General features: G+C 63.5%; 17 protein-coding genes. 10 read left to right on the top strand and 7 right to left on the bottom strand.

All coding sequences use genetic code 11. The features are described from left to right. Nucleotides 1–176 precede the first annotated feature (176 nt). Nucleotides 177–1,136, top strand: coding sequence for a YbhN family protein (locus ASD63_RS13625; RefSeq protein ID WP_034804910.1), 960 nt, complete (start codon nt 177–179; stop codon nt 1,134–1,136). 27 nt (nt 1,137–1,163) lie between these two features. Here ASD63_RS13625 and ASD63_RS13620 read toward each other — a convergent pair whose 3' ends face one another. Beyond that, nucleotides 1,164–1,652, bottom strand: a complete 489-nt coding sequence (locus tag ASD63_RS13620) for a hypothetical protein (protein WP_034804913.1) — start codon at nt 1,650–1,652, stop codon at nt 1,164–1,166. 570 nt (nt 1,653–2,222) lie between these two features. Between ASD63_RS13620 and ASD63_RS13615 the strand changes: the two genes are divergently transcribed. From ASD63_RS13615 to dnaJ, 4 genes are all read left to right on the top strand, one after another. Next, the gene (locus tag ASD63_RS13615; RefSeq protein ID WP_034804916.1) at nt 2,223–2,573 is read left to right on the top strand and encodes a hypothetical protein; all 351 of its coding nucleotides are present in this window, start codon (nt 2,223–2,225) and stop codon (nt 2,571–2,573) included. Nucleotides 2,574–2,809: 236 nt separating this feature from the next. After that, nucleotides 2,810–5,080: a transglycosylase domain-containing protein gene (locus ASD63_RS13610; protein WP_034804919.1), complete on the top strand. Its 2,271-nt coding sequence runs from the start codon at nt 2,810–2,812 to the stop codon at nt 5,078–5,080. 261 nt (nt 5,081–5,341) lie between these two features. Continuing rightward, nucleotides 5,342–7,264: a molecular chaperone DnaK gene (dnaK, locus tag ASD63_RS13605; protein WP_034804922.1), complete on the top strand. Its 1,923-nt coding sequence runs from the start codon at nt 5,342–5,344 to the stop codon at nt 7,262–7,264. 251 nt (nt 7,265–7,515) lie between these two features. Then, nucleotides 7,516–8,646, top strand: a complete 1,131-nt coding sequence (gene dnaJ / locus ASD63_RS13600; RefSeq protein ID WP_034804924.1) for a molecular chaperone DnaJ — start codon at nt 7,516–7,518, stop codon at nt 8,644–8,646. Between the two features lie 63 nt (nt 8,647–8,709). Here the strand turns inward: dnaJ and ASD63_RS13595 are convergent, their stop codons facing one another. From ASD63_RS13595 to ASD63_RS13585, 3 genes are all read right to left on the bottom strand, one after another. After that, nucleotides 8,710–9,603: a DUF2182 domain-containing protein gene (locus ASD63_RS13595; RefSeq protein WP_090426699.1), complete on the bottom strand. Its 894-nt coding sequence runs from the start codon at nt 9,601–9,603 to the stop codon at nt 8,710–8,712. 5 nt (nt 9,604–9,608) lie between these two features. Then, nucleotides 9,609–10,244 (bottom strand): DUF1326 domain-containing protein, encoded by a 636-nt coding sequence (locus ASD63_RS13590; protein WP_034804927.1) that lies wholly within the window; start codon nt 10,242–10,244, stop codon nt 9,609–9,611. Nucleotides 10,245–10,447: 203 nt separating this feature from the next. Then, nucleotides 10,448–11,197 (bottom strand): SDR family oxidoreductase, encoded by a 750-nt coding sequence (locus tag ASD63_RS13585; RefSeq protein WP_034805296.1) that lies wholly within the window; start codon nt 11,195–11,197, stop codon nt 10,448–10,450. Nucleotides 11,198–11,330: 133 nt separating this feature from the next. On the opposite strand from ASD63_RS13585, the gene ASD63_RS13580 reads away from it, so the two are divergent. Next, entirely contained in the window at nt 11,331–12,230 is a 900-nt protein-coding gene (locus tag ASD63_RS13580) for a LysR family transcriptional regulator (RefSeq protein ID WP_034804929.1), read from the top strand. A 140-nt stretch (nt 12,231–12,370) separates the two neighbouring features. Continuing rightward, nucleotides 12,371–13,759 (top strand): serine hydrolase, encoded by a 1,389-nt coding sequence (locus tag ASD63_RS13575; RefSeq protein ID WP_034804931.1) that lies wholly within the window; start codon nt 12,371–12,373, stop codon nt 13,757–13,759. Between the two features lie 48 nt (nt 13,760–13,807). Here the strand turns inward: ASD63_RS13575 and ASD63_RS13570 are convergent, their stop codons facing one another. After that, a complete protein-coding gene (locus ASD63_RS13570; protein WP_034804933.1) occupies nt 13,808–14,812 on the bottom strand; it encodes an inorganic phosphate transporter in 1,005 nt (334 codons plus the stop codon). Further along, a complete protein-coding gene (locus ASD63_RS13565) occupies nt 14,812–15,456 on the bottom strand; it encodes a DUF47 domain-containing protein (protein ID WP_034805298.1) in 645 nt (214 codons plus the stop codon). Before ASD63_RS13565 ends, ASD63_RS13570 begins: the two co-directional genes overlap by 1 nt. Before the next feature lie 203 nt (nt 15,457–15,659). Here ASD63_RS13565 and recF point away from each other — a divergent pair, with 203 nt between their 5' ends. From recF to ASD63_RS13550, 3 genes are read left to right on the top strand one after another with little or no spacing between them, the layout of a single operon-like run. Next, nucleotides 15,660–16,784, top strand: coding sequence for a DNA replication/repair protein RecF (gene recF / locus ASD63_RS13560; protein WP_034805301.1), 1,125 nt, complete (start codon nt 15,660–15,662; stop codon nt 16,782–16,784). 27 nt (nt 16,785–16,811) lie between these two features. Further along, on the top strand, nt 16,812–17,573 hold the full coding sequence (locus ASD63_RS13555; RefSeq protein WP_034804936.1) for a molybdopterin-synthase adenylyltransferase MoeB: 762 nt from the start codon (nt 16,812–16,814) through the stop codon (nt 17,571–17,573). Nucleotides 17,574–17,583: 10 nt separating this feature from the next. Beyond that, nucleotides 17,584–18,051 (top strand): GNAT family N-acetyltransferase, encoded by a 468-nt coding sequence (locus tag ASD63_RS13550; RefSeq protein WP_034805304.1) that lies wholly within the window; start codon nt 17,584–17,586, stop codon nt 18,049–18,051. Between the two features lie 61 nt (nt 18,052–18,112). On the opposite strand, the gene ASD63_RS13545 is transcribed toward ASD63_RS13550, so the two are convergent. Continuing rightward, nucleotides 18,113–19,117, bottom strand: a complete 1,005-nt coding sequence (locus tag ASD63_RS13545) for a D-glycerate dehydrogenase (protein ID WP_034804939.1) — start codon at nt 19,115–19,117, stop codon at nt 18,113–18,115. Between the last annotated feature and the right edge of the window lie 178 nt (nt 19,118–19,295).

Here is a 19,295-nt window from a genome sequence, read left to right as displayed (position 1 = left end):
AGGGAAATCGGATCGTTGGCAAGGGTAAGGACCGAAGCGTCGCGCTGCGGGCGTGACGTTATGACAAAGCGGCTCAGAAAACTGAACGTCTCCGCTCGGAGAAACCCTCCGGCCGCTGCAACGGAAGTGTCCTTGAAACAACCCCGCCACGCCCTCGCATCCATCGCGGCACCGGCATGAAGCGGCTGCAGACCTATTTCTGGCCCGTTGTCGGCCTTCTGGCGATCCTGTTTTCGGTGAACGCGCTCTATCATGAGTTGCGCGGCCTGTCGTTCGACGAGTTTCTCGCAAGCTTCAATGCTATTTCGCTGAGGAGTTGGCTTCTGGCGATCGGCTCGACGCTCCTCGCCTATGCAGCTCTGGCGGCCTACGACCGACTTGCGCTCGACCACCTCGGCCACCGCATTTCGCTCTGGTTCATCACGCTCTGCTCGTTCACGACCTACGCGCTGTCGCACAATCTCGGCGCCTCGGTGTTCTCCGGCGCGGTCGTGCGCTACCGCGCCTACCGCTCCAAGGGGCTTTCCCCGGGCGAAGTCGGCGTTCTCGTCGCCTTCTGCTCCTTCACCTTCACGCTCGGGACCTTGGTTCTATCGGCCGTCGTGCTTCTGGTACGGCCCGACATCATCGAGCGTTTTGCCGAGTTCCTGCCGGTCGAAATGTCGCTCACGACCGGCGTGCTCATCCTCATCGTCATCGGGCTCTATGTCATCGGCAGTCTCGTCGGGCTGCCGTCGTTCCGCACGCGCTGGTTCCAGCTGCACTACCCGAAGCCGAAGATCGTTTTCCGGCAGCTGGTGATCGCTCCGGTGGAGCTGATCGGCGCCGCCGGGATCATCTATTTCGCCCTGCCGGAAGCGGGAAATCCGGGCTATATCGTCATTCTCGGGATCTTCCTTGCGTCCTTTTCGGCAGCCCTTCTGTCGCATGCGCCCGGCGGGCTTGGCGTACTCGAGCTGATTTTCATCGCCGCCTTGCCGGAAATGGACCCGGCTGCCGTGCTTGCGGCGCTTGCGATCTTCCGGCTGCTTTACCTCGTCATCCCGTTCGTGCTTGCGCTGATCGTGATCCTGGTGTTCGAGCGGGCGCGTTTCGTGGCGGAGCGCCAACCGCCGAAGGGAAGCGACCTCCCCTAGGCGAAGAGACCGCGTCCATCACGGATATCAGGGCGCGTTGCAAACAGTGGGCAGCGCCTGTTCGAGCGGCCCCTTCACCTCGTGCAGGCGCGCCGCTTCGATCTGGTAGGGTGTAAACGGCGGCACCTGCAGCGACGGATTGATGATGCGGGCGACATAGCAGCCGGCGAAGAACCGCACCCGCCCCCGCTTCTCGATCGATTTCACCGCGACGGGAACGGCGGAATAGATGCTGCCCGCCCCGGCCTCCGTCTTCACCTTGCCGACCTTGATCTCGACAGACACCGTGCGCTCATAGCCGCGGGTGAAGGCCTTGAAGCCGCCGACGGGTTTCGATTCGCCGAAATAACCATAGGCGCGGGCATATTCCTTGCGGTTGACGGCGTTGTAGAGCGAGCGGACGAGCGCGGCCCCATCGGACCGGTCATCGACATAGGCGACGCTGTCCTGCGCCAGAGCTTCGCCATTCAAGGCTGCAAATGCGCCGAGGGCAAAGACGGTGGATCGAAGCTTCATGGCAGTCCTCCTTTGTCGTGCGGGCAGCCGAACACAACAATGAGGCGAAGCCATAGCAGGATTCGCGAGTGGATCGATAACGACATAGGCCAGCCACCGTTCGGCGCGGCAGCGGCGATCCGTTTGACCTCAGTAAATTTGGGAGGCGGTGGGCGGCGTCACGCCGATGAGCAGAAAGCCGCAGGCATAAGCGCAAAATGAAAAGAGCCCCGTGTGGGAGGAGGTACACGGGGCTCTCGAACTTGATCGGCAGCTGCGAGGAGGAGTGCCGCCGATCCGCATCGGGCGCCGCGGGAGGAGGTGCGGCGCTTCGATAAGTCGTACAATAATTATGCGCCGCAACAATTTCAAGACATAATTTTGCACTGCACAAAATCGTGAAGGAAAGGCAGGGCCAAAAGCATCGTCCCTGACGTCGGATCGCGGATGGTGCATCCGGAGGACCACCGCGACCGATAACCTCATAGAAACCACAACTACTGATGGCAGGTTCCTTTTGTTCAGCTTTTTCGACATACATCTACGTGTAAGCCAAGAATAAATTTTCACTCAGTAATTGCAGGCGCTCAAATGAAATTGCTGCTCCAGATTCCGACCGCCCTCATCGTTGTCCTGATCCTTGCGACCTGGCTTGCCAGCCTCCGTCTCGTGGTGCTGCCGCCCGGCTCCCTCAAGCTCAAAGCGATGACGGCCCTCGTTTATCAGGGACATGGTTTCCGTCTGATCGACAGCCCGCTCGGCATGTGCGGCCGTCGGGCCTACCCGGCCGCCGACTGCGAGGAGGTGGCCATGAACCATCTGGGCAAGCGGGTGCTGCTGCGGATGCCTTTCAGCCAATGGCTCTACGATTTCACCGATCCCTATCCGGTGAGCCCCACGGCATCGGTCGAACAGACTCCGCTTCGAAACGCCATCCAGTGAGAACCGGCGAGCACGGGCTCGGACCTGGAGGCGCATGCGCGCCTCACCGTCAAGGTTTTGAACCATCAGGCTTTTTCACAACGACTTTCTTAACCACCCCTTAAATTGCCGCATTTAAAGTTCACCCGGTCGCCGTGGCGGATGGGCGTGGGACGTCGTTACCGCCGTCGAAATCGATTGGCCGCAAAGATAGCGCCAAGGGCCACCGCTGGGCGGTGAGGGATAGATCAAACGGCATGGCAGCAAGCGGCAGGTCAGGACAGCGGATCGAGCCCTCGTTCGGCGGAAACGAGGACGATGACGGCGACGATTTTCGCGTTGAGGCCAGCGACCGCGTGACCACGAGCCGCAAGGCGCCACGCGGCAAATCTTCCGGCCAGACCAACAGAAGCAACGGCAAGAAGAAGCCAGCCGGCAAGCGCGGCGGCGGCCGTCGCGGCTCCGGTGGCGGTGGCTTGGTCGGCCTTGTCCGCACACTGTTCTACTGGTGCATCGTGCTCGGCATCTGGGGCGCGATGGGCGTCGGCGGCCTGGTGCTCTACTACGGCGCGCGCATGCCGAGCGCCGAAAGCTGGTCGATCCCCGATCGCCCGCCGAACGTGAAGATCCTTGCCGTCAGCGGCGACATCATCGCCAACCGCGGCACCACGGGCGGCGAAGCGCTTTCGCTCGAAAACATGTCGCCCTATATCCCGCAGGCAGTCATCGCCATCGAGGACCGGCGCTTCTATTCCCATTTCGGCATCGACCCCTTAGGTCTGGCCCGCGCCATGCTGACGAACGTCACTACGGGCCGCATGGTCCAGGGCGGCTCGACACTGACGCAGCAGCTCGCCAAGAACCTGTTCCTGTCGCCGGAGCGCACGCTGGAGCGCAAGGTGCAGGAAGTCTTGCTCGCCTTCTGGCTCGAGCAGAAATATTCCAAGGACCAGATCCTGGCGATGTATCTCAACCGGGTGTTCTTCGGCTCCAACGCCTATGGCGTCGAAGCGGCCTCGCGGCGCTACTTCAACAAGTCGGCACGCGACGTGAACCTCGGCGAGGCCGCCCTGCTCGCGGGCTTGCTCAAGGCCCCTTCGCGGCTCTCGCCGGCGCGTGATCCGAAGGCGGCGGAAGAGCGCGCTCAGATCGTGCTGGGCGCGATGCGCGAGGAAGGCTTCGTCACCGACAGCGAGATCAAGACGGCGATGTCGCAGACGCCGACCAAGGCCAAGAGCTACTGGTCGGGCGCCGAGCATTATGTCGCCGACATGGTAATGGACCAGCTTCCGGGCATGATCGGCGAGATCAAGGAAGACCTGGTCATCGACACGACGATCGACCTCAATCTCGAGAAGAAGGCCGAGGAAGTGATTGCCGCGACGCTGGACGCCGACGGCAAGAAGCTCGACGCCTCGCAGGCCGCCCTCGTCTCGGTCGACGGCACCGGCGCCATCCGGGCGCTCGTCGGCGGCAAGGACTATGCCGAGAGCCAGTTCGACCGCGCCTCCAAGGCCAAGCGCCAGCCGGGCTCGGCCTTCAAGCCCTTCGTTTATGCCGCGGCCATGGAGATCGGCCGCACGCCGATGTCGATCCGCAATGACGGTCCGGTTCGGATCGGCAACTGGACGCCGGAGAATTACGACCAGAAATATCGCGGCGAGGTGACGCTTGCCGATGCGCTCGCCAACTCGCTGAACACGATCGCAGCCCAGCTGGTCATGGAGGTCGGTCCTTCCAACGTCGTCAAGGTCGCGCACCGCCTCGGTATCGATTCCGAGATGCAGGCAAACGCCTCGATCGCGCTCGGGACGTCGGAAGTGAGCCTCGTCGAACTGACGTCGGCCTATGCCCCCTTCATGAATGGCGGCTTCAAGGCGACGCCGCACGTGATCCGCCGCATTTCCAAGGCGGACGGAACGGTGCTCTACGAAAACACCTACGACAACCCGCCGCGTGTGCTCGATCCGGCGATCGTCAGCGAGATGAACCAGATGCTGCTGCGGGTGCTGACCAAGGGCACCGGCAAGAAGGCGCAACTGAAAGGCTGGGAAGCGGCCGGCAAGACCGGCACGACGCAGTCCTTCCGCGACGCGCTGTTCGTCGGCTACACCTCGAATCTCACGACCGGCGTCTGGTTCGGCAACGACGACGGCAAGTCGATGAAGAAGGTCACCGGCGGCGGCCTGCCGGCCAAGGCCTGGCACGATTTCATGATGGCGGCCCACGAAGGGCTTTCGCCCTCGCCGCTGTTCGGGACGACCGGCGTGCAGCCGGTCTTCGACGACGGCACCGCGCCGCCCCCCGGCGACCTGATGTCCGGGGACCCGGAAGCCTTCCCGGAAGCACCCGTCGGCGTCGATGGCGGAGTCGCGGTCGGGCAGCGTCCGGTCGACCAGGGCGGCGCCCCGTGGGGCGGCCAGACGGCGGACCAGGGCAACGGCGGCATGGTACCGCCGGCCGATGTCGGCCAGACGACCGGGGCCACGCGCCGCACCACGCTTTTCGATATTCTGACCGGCGGCTGAGCCGCCCGTGAACCTCGATTTGACAGGGGATCCGGCCTGTAGGCAGGCTGCGGCCGATGGCCCATTTCGGGCTAGACAAATCCCGGGCTTGCTTTTGCCCCCAAACGCCCCGCAGAATGCCTTGCAGTCCGAAACGCCGGTCCTTATATACGCCGCATCGGCGCAGTCTAAGCTGCGAAGAAATCCAAAGACCATCCCGTTAGGGGCTGTCTCACGAATGCCTGACCGGGTTCCGACAGTCCGCTGCAAGGAGAGAACGACATGGCTAAAGTTATTGGTATTGACCTGGGAACGACCAACTCCTGCGTCGCCGTCATGGACGGTAAAGACGCGAAGGTGATCGAAAATGCCGAGGGTGCGCGCACGACCCCCTCGATGGTGGCATTCAGCGAAGACGGCGAGCGTCTCGTTGGCCAGCCGGCCAAGCGCCAGGCTGTCACCAATCCGGAAAACACGCTTTTTGCGATCAAGCGCCTGATCGGCCGGACCTTCCAGGACCCGACCACGCAAAAAGACAAGGACATGGTTCCTTACAAGATTACCAAGGCCGACAATGGCGACGCCTGGGTCGAAGCGCACGGCACGGATTACTCCCCGTCGCAGATCTCCGCCATGATCCTTCAGAAGATGAAGGAAACGGCCGAATCCTACCTCGGTGAAAAGGTCGAGAAGGCCGTCATCACCGTACCGGCCTACTTCAACGACGCCCAGCGCCAGGCAACCAAGGATGCCGGCAAGATCGCCGGTCTCGAAGTTCTGCGCATCATCAACGAGCCGACCGCGGCAGCGCTCGCCTACGGCCTCGACAAGAAGGACGGCAAGACGATCGCCGTTTACGACTTGGGTGGTGGTACCTTCGATATCTCGGTTCTCGAAATCGGCGACGGCGTCTTCGAAGTGAAGTCGACCAACGGCGACACCTTCCTCGGTGGCGAAGACTTCGACATGCGTCTCGTCCAGTACCTCGCCGGCGAGTTCAAGAAGGAACAGGGCATCGACCTGAAGAACGACAAGCTCGCTCTTCAGCGCCTGAAGGAAGCCGCTGAAAAGGCCAAGATCGAGCTGTCCTCGTCGCAGCAGACCGAAATCAACCTGCCGTTCATCACGGCTGACGCTTCCGGTCCGAAGCACCTGACGATGAAGCTGACCCGCGCCAAGTTCGAAGCGCTTGTCGACGACCTGATCCAGCGCACCGTCGCGCCGTGCAAGGCAGCCCTCAAGGATGCCGGCGTCTCGGCTGCCGAGATCGACGAAGTCGTTCTCGTCGGTGGCATGAGCCGCATGCCGAAGGTGCAGGAAACCGTCAAGCAGCTGTTCGGCAAGGAGCCGCACAAGGGCGTGAACCCGGATGAAGTGGTCGCCATGGGCGCCGCCATCCAGGCCGGCGTTCTGCAGGGCGACGTCAAGGACGTTCTCCTGCTCGACGTCACCCCGCTGTCGCTCGGCATCGAAACGCTCGGTGGCGTCTTCACCCGCCTGATCGAACGCAACACGACGATCCCGACCAAGAAGTCGCAGACCTTCTCGACCGCCGACGACAACCAGTCGGCCGTGACGATCCGCGTCTCCCAGGGCGAGCGTGAAATGGCTGCAGACAACAAGCTGCTCGGCCAGTTCGACCTCGTCGGCATTCCGCCGGCACCGCGCGGCATGCCGCAGATCGAAGTGACCTTCGACATCGATGCCAACGGCATCGTGCAGGTTTCGGCCAAGGACAAAGGCACCGGCAAGGAACACCAGATCCGCATCCAGGCATCTGGCGGCCTCTCCGACGCCGACATCGAAAAGATGGTCAAGGACGCCGAAGCCAACGCTGAGGTCGACAAGAAGCGTCGCGAAGGCGTGGAAGCCAAGAACCAGGCCGAAAGCCTGATCCACTCCAGCGAGAAGTCGCTGAAGGATTACGGCGACAAGGTTTCGGAAACGGACCGCAAGGCGATCTCCGACGCGATTGCCGCGCTGAAGACCGCCGTCGAAGCCTCCGAGCCGGACGCCGAAGACATCAAGGCCAAGACCAACACGCTCATGGAAGTTTCCATGAAACTCGGCCAGGCGATCTACGAAGCGCAGCAGACGGAAGCCGCTCATGCGGATGCCGCCGCCGACGCTGCCCGTGACGGCGATGTCGTCGATGCCGACTACGAAGAAGTCAACGACGAAGACGATCGCAAGCGTTCGGCCTAAGTCGCCCTTCAAACAGACGGAAAAGCCCGGGTTCGCCCGGGCTTTTTTGTTGCCGGTCTCGCCCGTCAGGGCCTGCAATATCGGCGATCGGCACTGTGACTTGCCGCAAACGTACCTTTTCCGACAAAAAACCGTATCTACCGCCGTTCGGGCTATGGTATCGCGCTTCAAGGTTTACTAAATCGGTGGCAAGGTAAACGGGCAGCCGCCGAGCCATCGCGCTGGCTTGCCAACAGGATAATCTTCTACGAATGAAACGTGATCTCTACGAAACGCTTGGTGTTGCCAAGAACGCCGACGAAAAGGAGCTGAAGAGCGCCTTCCGCAAGCTCGCGATGAAGTATCATCCGGACAAGAACCCCGGCGACGCGGCAGCGGAGAAGACCTTCAAGGAAATCAACGAAGCCTACGAGATGCTCAAGGACCCGCAGAAGCGGGCGGCCTATGACCGCTACGGTCATGCGGCTTTCGAGCAGGGCGGCATGGGCAACGGATTCGGCGGCGGTGGCGCCGGCGGTTTCTCCGACATCTTCGAAGACATCTTCGGCGAGATGATGGGCGGCGGGCGCCAGCGGCGCTCATCGGGCGGCCGCGAGCGCGGCGCCGATCTTCGCTACAACATGGAGATCTCGCTCGAGGAAGCCTTCGGCGGCAAAACGGCGCAGATCCGCGTTCCGACCTCGATTACCTGCGACGTCTGCACCGGCTCCGGCGCCAAGCCGGGCACCAGCCCCAAGACCTGCGGCACCTGCCACGGCTCCGGCCGCGTGCGCGCCGCTCAAGGCTTCTTCTCGATCGAACGCACCTGCCCCACCTGCGGCGGGCGCGGTCAGACGATCACCGACCCCTGCGGCAAGTGCCACGGCCAGGGCCGGGTCACCGAAGAGCGCACCCTCTCGGTCAACATTCCGGCCGGCATCGAGGACGGCACGCGCATCCGCCTTTCGGGCGAGGGCGAAGCCGGGCTTCGCGGCGGACCGTCGGGCGACCTCTACATCTTCCTTTCGGTCAGGCCGCATGAGTTCTACCAGCGCGACGGCGCCGATCTCTATTGCAGCGTGCCGATCTCGATGACGACGGCTGCTCTTGGCGGCAAGTTCGACGTGACGACACTCGACGGCACCAAGTCGCGCGTCACGGTTCCCGAGGGCACCCAGGCCGGCAAGCAGTTCCGCTTGAAGGGCAAGGGCATGCCGGTGCTGCGCTCGGCGCAATCGGGCGACCTCTACATCCAGATCCAGATCGAAACGCCGCAGAAGCTGACCAAGCGCCAGCGCGAACTGCTGCAGGAATTCGAGGAGATCTCCTCCAAGGACAACAATCCGGAATCGACCGGCTTCTTTGCCCGGATGAAGGATTTCTTCGATACGCTGAGCGACTAAGGCTTCAAGCCCGACGACTTCTGCAGTGCCGCGCGCCGGAAACGGTTGCGCGGCGCTTCTATTTCAGAGCAGGGCCATGAGCTGCCACAGCCCGGCCAAAACGAGCGCTACCCCAGCGATGCGAGACAGGATCCTGCCGCCGGGCACGACCTTCTCCGCCAGAACGAAGATGGCGATCGCGGCGATCCACAGCACGTTCATCACCCCGCCGACGAACAGCAGCGCCATCAGCGCCCAGCAGCAGCCGACGCAATAGAGCCCGTGCCGCACACCGAGGCCGAAGGCACCGCCCGCTTCCCGACGAAAGCCGCCGTGGGACTGGATGAAAAGCAGCGGCGCCTGGCATTGGCTGAGACAGCGATCCTTGAGCGGCGTGAACTGGAACAGGCCGACAGCAATCAGCACGATGCCGCTGAGGACCGCACTGGCGCTTGCAAGCGCCGGCGTGAGCAACAGGGCGCGATCGAGCAGCCATTGCCCGAGAACGGCGACGAGCGCGAACAGGATCCAGGCCGACAGATAGCCGGCGGCAAAGAAACCGGTGGCGGCAAAGGGCTTGCCCTGTTGGGCGGCCTTGCGGCCGACACGGGCATAGAGCAGGATCATCGGCGTCGCCGACGGCACCATCATGCCGACCATCATTACGGCCCACATGACGAGGGCATAGGCGAAGGTCGTGGCGGACCAGGGAGCGGCAACCGCGCCCGCCATCGATGCCATGGCGCCCTGCTGTGCCCCCATGGTCATGGGCTTGTCCGCCGGCATGTCCATGGGCATATCCATGTCCATGCCGGAGCCCATATCCATGCTGGCTGAAGGAGCCGGGGGACGAGCCATGTCCATGGCCGACGCCAGCCACAGGATGTAGAGCCAGCTGATCGCCGTCAGGGTGACCAGCGCCGCCACGACGATGACGCGGTCACGTCTAAGCAGGGTTTCGAGCGCCGTGTCTCCCATCGGCGTCAGTGGATCACGCCGCTTTCGGTCAAATGCATCCGGGCGAAATGGGCATGCGAATCCGCAAGCGCCAAAGTCAGCGGCCCTTTCGTATCGGCCCATCCGCGCCCGACTTCGCAAATGTCGTATTCGAAGCCATGGGGGAGATTGATGCGCGCCTGATGGGCGGCGCCGGTCACGGGATTGAGGATCGGCTCGCCGCGTGCGGCGATCCAGCCCGGCACGTTCAGCCGCGCCGTTCGGGCGCCAACATCAACCTCGAAATCGATCTCGGCAAAGACCGGATCGTGCATGGTTTCGAAGGTGGTTGCGAAGACCTGGAAGAAGGTCGCGCCGGGTTCCGTATCCTCGCCACTCATAATGCGCAGCAGCGCGCCGCGCTGTTCGTCCGATGCGCGGCTGTCGACGATCGGCACCACCTGCCCCCTGCCCTCATGGATCGCGCCCGGCCACGCGGCGATCAGGCCGCCGCGAAGCCCATCGAGCCGCGTGTCGCCGTGATAGCCTTCCTCGATCTCGAAGGCGCCGACAGCGCTGCAATGGCCTTGGGTCGGCAGAGCGTTGAACTGGCAGGGGCAGCCATAGGCGCAATTGCAATGAATGAACTCACGCCCCTTCATCATCCATCTGACACTCGTCATCGTCTCCTCCTGAGATCTGATCGGTGTTCGTCTCGCGGTTCCCCGCAAACGGATGCCTTTTATTAGAACGGAAAAATATACTCTTCTCCGCCGCCGATGCCAACGGCAGGCGATAGGCAGAGGCGGGAACACGACAGCGCCGCGGGTCGGTCGGACCCGCGGCGCTTGGGTGATCAGGTTTCGAGCTCCTTATCGGTGCCGTCCTAAAGCGTCGCCATGCCGCCATCGACGATCAGTTCGGCACCGACGGTAAAGGTGGCTTCGTCCGAAGCGAGGAAGACCACGGCCTTGGCGATCTCGCTCGCATCGCCGAAACGGCCAAGCGGGATCTGCGCGGCGATCGCATCGACCACTTGCTTGTTTTGTTCGGGCGTCGGGGCGTGGCCGTCATGGAGCGGCGTGCGGATTGGGCCGGGGCTGACGGCATTGACCCGGATGCCGCGGCCGATGAGTTCGCCGGAGAGCGTGCGGGCCAGCGACAGCAGGCCCGCCTTGGTCAACGCATAGACGCTGGAGGTCGGCATGCCGATATGGGCGTTGATCGAGGTGTTGAGCACGACCGAGGCGCGCTTGGAGAACACGGGCAGCAGTGCCTGGATCAGGAAGTACGGGCCCTTGACGTTGATGGCGATCGACCGGTCGAAGCTCGCCTCGTCCCACTCTTCGATCGGCTGCAGCTTGGCGATGCCGGCATTGATGAACAGGATGTCGAGCGTGCCGAAGGCGGCACGGATCTTTTCGGCAACGGCCGCCTGGCCGGCGACATTGCCGGCATCGGCCTCGATGATGAGCGCAGCCTCGCCAAGGACGGATCGGGCTTCGGCGATGTTCTTCGGATTGGTGCCGGTGACGGCAACGCGTGCGCCTTCGGCAATGAACTGGCGGGCGGTTTCGAGACCGATGCCGCTGGTGCCGCCGGTGATGAGTGCCGTCTTGTTCTCCAAACGTGACATGATGAAATCCTCTTGCTGGGTTGAGAAGGAGGCCGGTTCAATTGGCCGTCCTTCGATGCCCACAGATATGGCGGAAAACGGTCGTTCGGATTAGTCTCCCAATCGTGGAACTCGAATTCGGAAAAGCCGAACGATGATGAAGATCGAAGGAATAGCTGCCTTTGTCGCCGTGGCCGAAGCCGGCTCGATCAGCGAGGCGGCACGTCGCCTGCGGCTGTCGAAATCCGTCGTCAGCGAAAGAGTGGCAGAACTGGAGCGCGGGCTCAACGCCACGCTTCTCCACCGCACCACACGCAAGCTGACGCTCACCGAGGATGGCATCGCGTTTCGCGAGCGCGCCATCCGGATTGTCAGCGAAGTGCAGGCGGCCGCCAGCGATCTTGCCGAACGCCGCGGGCTGCTGACGGGACCGCTTCGGATCGCGGCCCCCGTCAGCTTCGGCCGAAGGCATCTCGGCCCGGCGCTCTATCCGTTCCTGGCCCAACACCCGGAGATCGAGCTGACGCTTGACCTCGACGACCGACGGGTCGATGCCGCCTCCGAAGGCTACGACGCGATCGTGCGCCATGGCGCGATCGCCGACTCGCGGCTGGTCGTGTGGAAACTTGCGAGAAGCCGGCGCCTGCTGGTCGCCGCGCCCGACTATCTCGACCGGCACGGCACGCCCGCGTCGCTCGCCGAACTCGAGGGCCATCGCGGCATCTTCTACACCAACCGGGGTGCTGCCGACTGGCGCTTCGAAGGACCTGGCGGTGCGACAGTCGTACGGGCGCGCCTGGCGCTTGGCATGAACAATGGCGACATGTTGCACGATGCCGCCGTCGCCGGGCTCGGCATCGCGCTGTTGCCCGCCTTCATCGCCGGTCCGGCCGTGCGCGAGGGGCAACTGAACGAGATCGACGTCGGGCTCAGCCCGGAGCCGGAGTTCATCTACATGGCGCATCCAGAGGGCCGGCGCGCCTCCACCAAGCTCAGAGCCATCGCCCAGCACCTGAAGGAAGCCTTCGGCGATCCGCCCTATTGGGATCCGTGACGGCTCCGCAATCCCGGCACAATCGTTGCGGGCGACGGTATCGCGCCGATCGCCGATCAAGTCTTGACCAAGGCTTGACCGAAACCGGCTGGCATCATCAGCGCATCCCCTGACAACCGAAAATTGGATTCCTATCTTTCATGCGGAACCGCTTTCTGAACTGGATCGTCCTCATGGCGCTTGGCACCAACGCTCACGCAAGTCCGCTTCCCGCTCCCACCGACGCAGAAATTCAGGAGATCCTGGCCGACCGGATCGACAAGCAGCAGCAGTCGATCGGCATCGTCGTCGGTATCATCGATGCCAATGGCCGGCGCATCATCGCCCACGGCCATCCGGCCAAAGGTGACCCGCGCCCCGTCGACGGGCAGACCGTGTTCGAGATCGGCTCGGTCACCAAGGTCTTTACCGCGCTGCTGCTGGCCGATGCGATGGAGAAAGGCACACTCAGCCTCAGCACACCCGTCGCCACGCTTCTTCCCGAGAGCGTGATCATGCCCGAGAACAAGCAGACGCCGATCACGCTCGGCGACCTCGCAACGCACATGTCCGGCCTGCCGCGATTGCCCAGCAATCTGGTGCCGGCCGACATGAGCAATCCCTATGCCGGCTACGACGCGGCGAAGCTCTATGCTTTCCTCTCCAGTCACAAGCCGCAGCGCCGCCCCGGCGTCGAGCATGAATACTCCAATCTCGGCGCCGGGCTTCTCGGCCACGCGATCGCCTTGAAGGCCGGGGTCTCCTATGAAGACCTCGTCATCAGCCGTATCGCCGTTCCCCTCGGCATGAAGGACACGGCGATCACGCAGCAGCCCGATTGGGCGGAACGCCGGGCAACGGGCCACGATGCGGCCATGGAGCCGGTGAGCGATTGGGATCTCGACGCGCTGCAGGGTGCAGGCGCCCTGCGCTCGACCGTGGACGATCTCCTGCTTTTCCTTGAGGCGGCCATGGGAAAGACGGCATCGCCGCTCGCTCCCGCCTTCAGCGCGCTGCTGTCGACCCGACAACCGCTCGGCAACGGCGATCGCGACCAGCAGGCGCTCGGCTGGGTCGTCTCTGGCAAGGGCGACGAGCAGTTCATCTGGCACAATGGGGGAACCGGCGGCTATAGATCCTTCGTCGGCTACCGTCCGTCGACGGGTGTCGGCGTCGTCGCTCTCTCCAACGCGTCGACCGAGGTCGGCGTCGACGACATCGGCCGCCATCTGCTCAATCGCAACGCGCCGCTTGCGCCGCCGATCGTCGAGCGTACGGCCATAGTGATCGACCCGGCGCGCTATGATGTCTATGTCGGCACCTACAGGCTGGCGCCCGACTTCGAACTCACGATCTTTCAGGATGGCGATAGCCTGTTTGCCCAGGCGACCGGGCAGGACCGGCTCGAAATCCTTCCGGAGGCCGAGCACCGCTTCTTTACGAAGCTCATCGATGCCCAGATCAGCTTCACGCTCAAAGGCGACCGAGCCGAAAGCCTGACCTTGCACCAGGGTGGGCAGAGCAGCCCTGCGCCTCGGGTCTCGAAATGACGGGCGCCTCCCGCCTCGTAAGCAGGCGGGAGACGATTTCCAGATCGATCAGAACAGCAGATCGATGGTGAAGTAGGCGAGCGCCGAAATCGCCGCTGCGGCGGGCATGGTGATGAACCAGGCAATGACGATATTGCCGGCAAGCCCCCAGCGCACGGCCGAAACGCGACGCGCAGCACCAACGCCGATGATCGCTCCGGTGATGGTGTGCGTCGTCGAGACCGGGATGCCGAGCCAGGTGGCGGCAAAAAGCGTGATCGCTCCGCCGGTCTCGGCGCAGAAGCCCTGCATCGGATTGAGCCTGGTAATCTTCGAGCCCATGGTGTGGACGATGCGCCAACCGCCGAACAGCGTGCCGAGCGCGATCGCCGCCTGGCAGGTGATCACCACCCAGAACGGCACATAGAACTCCGAGCCGAGATAGCCTTGCGAGTAGAGCAGCACCGCGATGATGCCCATGGTCTTCTGCGCGTCGTTGCCGCCATGGCCGAGCGAATAGAGCGAGGCCGAGACGAACTGCATGACGCGGAAGGTGCGGTCGACGGCAAAGGGCGTCTGGCGCACGAAGATCCAGGAAACGATCAGCACCAGCATGAGCGCCAGGAAAAAGCCGATCGCCGGCGACATGAAGATCGCGCCGACGGTCTTCAGGAGGCCGGTCCAGACGATCGAACTGAAACCGGTGCTCGCAAGACCGGCACCGACGAGGCCGCCGATCAGCGCGTGCGACGAACTCGACGGGATGCCGAAGAGCCAGGTGACGATGTTCCAGACGATTGCGCCGATCAGCGCCGAGAAGATCACCAGCGGCGTGACGATGCCGGGATCGATGATGCCCTTGCCCAGCGTCTCGGCCACGTGCAGGCCGAAGAACAGGAAGGCGATGAAGTTGAAAAAGGCCGCCCACATGACCGCGTACTGCGGTCTCAGCACCCGTGTCGAGACGATCGTCGCGATCGAGTTGGCGGCGTCGTGCAGACCGTTCAGGAAGTCGAAGAACAGCGCGATGCCGATCAGCCCGACGAGCAACGGAAAGGCGAGCGTCGCATCCATCAGACGTTCTCGATCACGATGCCGCTGATTTCATTGGCGACGTCCTCGAAGCGGTCGACGACCTTTTCGAGCTCGCCATAGATCTCGCTGCCGATGATGTAGGCCATCGGGTTGCTGGCGCCGTGGCGGCGGAACAGGTCCTTGAGGCCCTGTTCGTGCAGTTCGTCGGAGCGGCCCTCGATGCGGGTGACCTCTTCGGCGATCGCGATCAGGCGGTCGTGATTGGCGCCGATCCTATCGAGCAGCGGAATGGCCTCGGCGATCAGGTGCGCGGCCTTGACGACCGTGGTGCCCATTTCGCGCATGCCGGGATCGAAGCTCTTCTGTTCGTAAAGGCGGATCGTCTTGACGGTCTTGTGCATCATGTCGATGGCATCATCCATCGACTGGATTAGATCCTTGATGTCGCCGCGGTCGAAGGGCGTGATAAAGGACCGGCGCACGGCCAGCAGCACCTCGGCGGTGATGTGGTCCGCCTCATCCTCGAACGCGACGATCCGGTCGCAGTGTCTTTCCAGATCGTCGCCGCCAGCGAGAACCTTGTCGAGCGCATCGGCAGCACCGACGACGGTGCGCGAATGTTTTGCGAAGAGGTCGAAGAAGCGATCCTCGCGGGGAAGAAGTTTGCGGAACCAGGCCAGCATCACACGTATATCCATCTGTGGATTGTCATGCGGCTGTCATATTTCACTAGGTCCTTTATGAAAAGCACCGAATCAAAGGGGTTTGTCGCCTTTCCCCTGTCGATATCGGCCTATCTTGCACGATATGGCGACGCGCCCCATTTCGCCTTGCCTTGGCAGGCGCTTTCGTCCTAGCTGCGCCCAACGTCGAATCCGGACTGCCGATGCCAAACAAGGTCTTTCTCAACCGCCTGAAGCTTACGGAGTTCCGCAACTATGCGGCCCTCTCGCTTGAGCTCGATCAGCGCCATGTGGTGCTGACGGGGGAGAACGGCGCCGGCAAGACCAACCTCATGGAAGCCGTCTCTTTCCTTTCGCCCGGCCGCGGCCTCAGGCGCGCAGCCTATGCGGACGTGACCCGGGTCGGTGCCGGCGACGGGTTCTCGGTCTTTGCGGAAGTCGAGGGCATGGAGGGAACCGTCGAGATCGGCACCGGGACTGCCGGCGTCACGGAAGGGCAATCCCGGCGGCTGCGGCTGAATGGAACACCGGCAGCGACCGTCGACGAACTGACCGATCACCTGCGCGTCCTCTGGCTGACGCCATCGATGGATGGGCTCTTTACCGGGCCTTCGGCCGACCGGCGGCGTTTCCTCGATCGTCTTGTACTGTCGCTCGATCCGGAGCACGGCCGTCGCTCCAGCGAATTCGACCGGGCGATGCGCAGCCGCAACCGGCTGCTCGGTGAATTCCGCCCGGACCCTTCCTGGCTGACGGCGATCGAAAAGGAAATGGCCGGTCTCGGCGTCTCCATGGCGCTGGCGCGGCAGGAAATGCTCGGTCTGTTGACGGCGCTGGTCGAGCGCACTGTCGATGAAAGCGTCTTTCCCTCGGCGCGCCTGGCGTTGTCGGGCTTTCTCGACGACGAGGGCCATCGTCCGGCCTATGATCTGGAAGAACAATATCTGACGATGCTGCGTGATGGGCGTCCGCGCGACGCCGCGGCGGGGCGCACGCTCGACGGGCCGCACCGGAGCGACCTGCTCGTGCGTCACCGCGAGAAGGACATGGAGGCAGCACGCTGCTCGACCGGAGAGCAGAAGGCGCTGCTCGTCGGCCTGGTGCTGGCGCATGCGCGCCTCGTCGGCGACATGACCGGCCACGCGCCGATCCTGCTGCTCGACGAGATCGCCGCCCATCTCGACGTCAACCGGCGCGCCGCTCTGTTCGATCTCGTCGACGGCCTTGGCGGCCAGGCCTTCATGACCGGGACGGACCAAGCGATGTTCGAGGCGCTGGGCGAACGCGGCCGCTTTCTGACGGTTTCGCACGGCAGTGTTACGGGATAAGCAGAGGTCACCGAGGAGGATTTTGCCATGACCGGTGAGAACAAGCTCGACCAATCGGAGATCACCCGCTACGCCCGCCATATCGTGCTGCCGGAGATCGGGGGTGCCGGGCAACAAAGGCTGAAGGCGGCCCGTGTGCTGGTGATCGGGGCCGGCGGGCTCGGCGCTCCAGTGCTCGTCTATCTTGCCGCCGCCGGCATCGGCCGGATCGGCATCGTCGACGACGATGCGGTCGCGCTTTCCAACCTGCAGCGGCAGATCATCCACCGCACGGAAGACATCGACCGCGCCAAGGTCGAGCGGGCCGCCGAGGCGATCACCGCCCTCAACCCGCATGTCGGCGTCGACGAACACAGGCTCAGGCTCAACCCCGACAATGCCGAGGCGCTTTTCCGGCAATATGACCTGGTGATCGACGGCTCGGACAATTTCGATACGCGCTATCTCGCCGCCGATACGGCGGCAGCGGTCGGCATTCCGCTGGTGACCGGCGCCGTCGGCCGCTTCGACGGATCTCTGACGGTGCTGATGCCCTACAGCGCCGGCGCCGATGGACGGCCGAACCCCTCCTATCGCGATCTCTTTCCCGAGCCGCCGCCGGCCGGTGTCGTGCCCTCCTGCGCGGAGGCCGGCATCGTCGGCGCGCTGACTGGCGTCATCGGCACCTTGCAGGCGATGGAGGCAATCAAGGTGATCGCCGGCTTCGGCGAACCGCTGGTCGGACGGCTGCTGATGTATGACGCGCTGACGGCACAGTTCAACACCATCCGCTATCGCCGCAGAGCATAGGCCGACCATGGTGCAGATCTTTCGCATCGACGAAGCATTCGACCGCTACGAGGAACTGCTGGCGCTGATCCTTGGCGCCTTCTCCTACATGGACGGGCGGATCGACCCGCCGTCGTCGGCGCATGCGTTGAACATCGAGTTGCTCCGGCAGAAGATCGTTGACGAGATCGCCTTCGGCGTCCGCGACGGCGAAAGGCTCGTCGGCTGCATCTTCTGCAAACCGGAGGACGATTGTCTCTATATCGGCAAGCTTGCCGTCGCGCCTGAGACGCAAGGAAAGGGTATCGGTCGGCTGCTGCTCGCCGAAGCGGAGGCGACGGCGCGTGCGCTGAAGCTGCCGGCGCTGAGGCTTCTCACCCGCATCGAACTCATCGACAATCACCGCGCCTTTGCCGCCTGGGGCTTCGTCCAGAGCGACACGATGTGCCATCCCGGTTTTACCCGGCCGACGGCGATCGAGATGCGCAAGACACTTTAGCTTCCGGGCTTGAGCGAACCGGATGGACGACCGCACGACAAGGCCGTGCGGCGTTTCGCCATCAATCGCGGCCGGGAAGCACGCGGTCCGGTGGTCGGTGGCCATCGAAGAAGGTGCGGATGTTAATCACCACCTTCTCGCCCATGTCGATGCGACCCTCAAGCGTCGCCGAGCTCATATGCGGCAGGAGCACGACCTTGCCCTCACCGGCAAGCTTGATCAGCTTCGGATTGACGGCCGGCTCGTTCTCGAAGACGTCGAGGCCGGCGCCAGCGATCTTGCCTTCACGCAGCGACTTGATCAGCGCCGTCTCGTCGATGATGCCGCCGCGGGCGGTGTTGACGATGTAGCTGTCCGGTCGCATCAGCGCCAATCGCCGTGCCGAGAGCAGGTGGTAGGTCGCCGGCGTCGACGGGCAGTTGACCGAGACGATATCGACGCGGGCAAGCATCTGGTCGAGGCTGTCCCAATAGGTCGCCTCCAGCATCTCTTCGGTTTCCGCCTTCACCCGGTGGCGGTTGTGGTAGTGGATCGAAAGGCCGAAGGCCTTGGCGCGGCGGGCGACAGCGGTGCCGATCCGGCCCATGCCGACGATGCCGATGCGCTTGCCGGCAATGCGCCGGCCGAGCATCCAGGTCGGCGACCAGCCAGCCCATTCGCCCTTGCGATCGGTCAGGATCTGCGCACCTTCGGCAAGCCGGCGCGGCACGGCGAGGATCAGCGCCATCGCCATGTCCGCGGTGTCTTCGGTCAACACGTTCGGCGTGTTGGTCACGGTGATACCCTTGCGGGCCGCAGCATCGACATCGATGTTGTCGACGCCGTTGGAAAAGCTCGCGATCAGCTTCAGCTGCGGGCCGGCCTGCTCGATCAGCGCCGCATCGATGCGATCGGTCACCGTCGGCACCAGCACGTCGGCGCGTTTCACCGCGGCAACGAGTTCCGGCTGGCTGCGCGGCGTGTCGTCGATGTTCAGCTCCGCATCGAAGAGCTCGCGCATGCGCGTCTCCACGATGTCAGGCAATTTGCGGGTGATGTAGACCGTGGGCTTCTTCTTGCTTGTCATTGCTGCGACGGGCCTTGTTGACGGGTCCTTAACCAAGTTGGGCGATACTTTCTCCCTGTAGCCGCAATTTCTACCAGACCCCACCGGGAAGACAAACAAAACTCGCGTCGTCGTCCCCGCGATTTCCGCCCGACCCATGGGCCTCAAGTGAACTGCGCCTGCAAAAGCTAGTGCCACG

The organism is Ensifer sp. Root558 (genome assembly GCF_001427045.1).
GTDB classification, from domain to species: Bacteria; Pseudomonadota; Alphaproteobacteria; order Rhizobiales; family Rhizobiaceae; genus Ensifer; species Ensifer adhaerens.
This window is presented reverse-complemented; position numbering and strand designations above follow the sequence as displayed.

What these genes read in the sequence shown, in the direction of transcription:
- ASD63_RS13545 (WP_034804939.1), bottom strand. Translation starts at nt 19,117, where the DNA reads ATGACAAGCAAGAAGAAGCCCACGGTCTACATCACCCGCAAATTGCCT.
- dnaK (WP_034804922.1), top strand. Translation starts at nt 5,342, where the DNA reads ATGGCTAAAGTTATTGGTATTGACCTGGGAACGACCAACTCCTGCGTC.
- ASD63_RS13565 (WP_034805298.1), bottom strand. Translation starts at nt 15,456, where the DNA reads ATGCTGGCCTGGTTCCGCAAACTTCTTCCCCGCGAGGATCGCTTCTTC.
- ASD63_RS13620 (WP_034804913.1), bottom strand. Translation starts at nt 1,652, where the DNA reads ATGAAGCTTCGATCCACCGTCTTTGCCCTCGGCGCATTTGCAGCCTTG.
- ASD63_RS13585 (WP_034805296.1), bottom strand. Translation starts at nt 11,197, where the DNA reads ATGTCACGTTTGGAGAACAAGACGGCACTCATCACCGGCGGCACCAGC.
- ASD63_RS13575 (WP_034804931.1), top strand. Translation starts at nt 12,371, where the DNA reads ATGCGGAACCGCTTTCTGAACTGGATCGTCCTCATGGCGCTTGGCACC.
- ASD63_RS13595 (WP_090426699.1), bottom strand. Translation starts at nt 9,603, where the DNA reads ATGGGAGACACGGCGCTCGAAACCCTGCTTAGACGTGACCGCGTCATC.
- ASD63_RS13615 (WP_034804916.1), top strand. Translation starts at nt 2,223, where the DNA reads ATGAAATTGCTGCTCCAGATTCCGACCGCCCTCATCGTTGTCCTGATC.
- ASD63_RS13580 (WP_034804929.1), top strand. Translation starts at nt 11,331, where the DNA reads ATGATGAAGATCGAAGGAATAGCTGCCTTTGTCGCCGTGGCCGAAGCC.
- ASD63_RS13590 (WP_034804927.1), bottom strand. Translation starts at nt 10,244, where the DNA reads ATGACGAGTGTCAGATGGATGATGAAGGGGCGTGAGTTCATTCATTGC.
- recF (WP_034805301.1), top strand. Translation starts at nt 15,660, where the DNA reads ATGCCAAACAAGGTCTTTCTCAACCGCCTGAAGCTTACGGAGTTCCGC.
- ASD63_RS13610 (WP_034804919.1), top strand. Translation starts at nt 2,810, where the DNA reads ATGGCAGCAAGCGGCAGGTCAGGACAGCGGATCGAGCCCTCGTTCGGC.
- ASD63_RS13570 (WP_034804933.1), bottom strand. Translation starts at nt 14,812, where the DNA reads ATGGATGCGACGCTCGCCTTTCCGTTGCTCGTCGGGCTGATCGGCATC.
- ASD63_RS13555 (WP_034804936.1), top strand. Translation starts at nt 16,812, where the DNA reads ATGACCGGTGAGAACAAGCTCGACCAATCGGAGATCACCCGCTACGCC.
- ASD63_RS13625 (WP_034804910.1), top strand. Translation starts at nt 177, where the DNA reads ATGAAGCGGCTGCAGACCTATTTCTGGCCCGTTGTCGGCCTTCTGGCG.
- dnaJ (WP_034804924.1), top strand. Translation starts at nt 7,516, where the DNA reads ATGAAACGTGATCTCTACGAAACGCTTGGTGTTGCCAAGAACGCCGAC.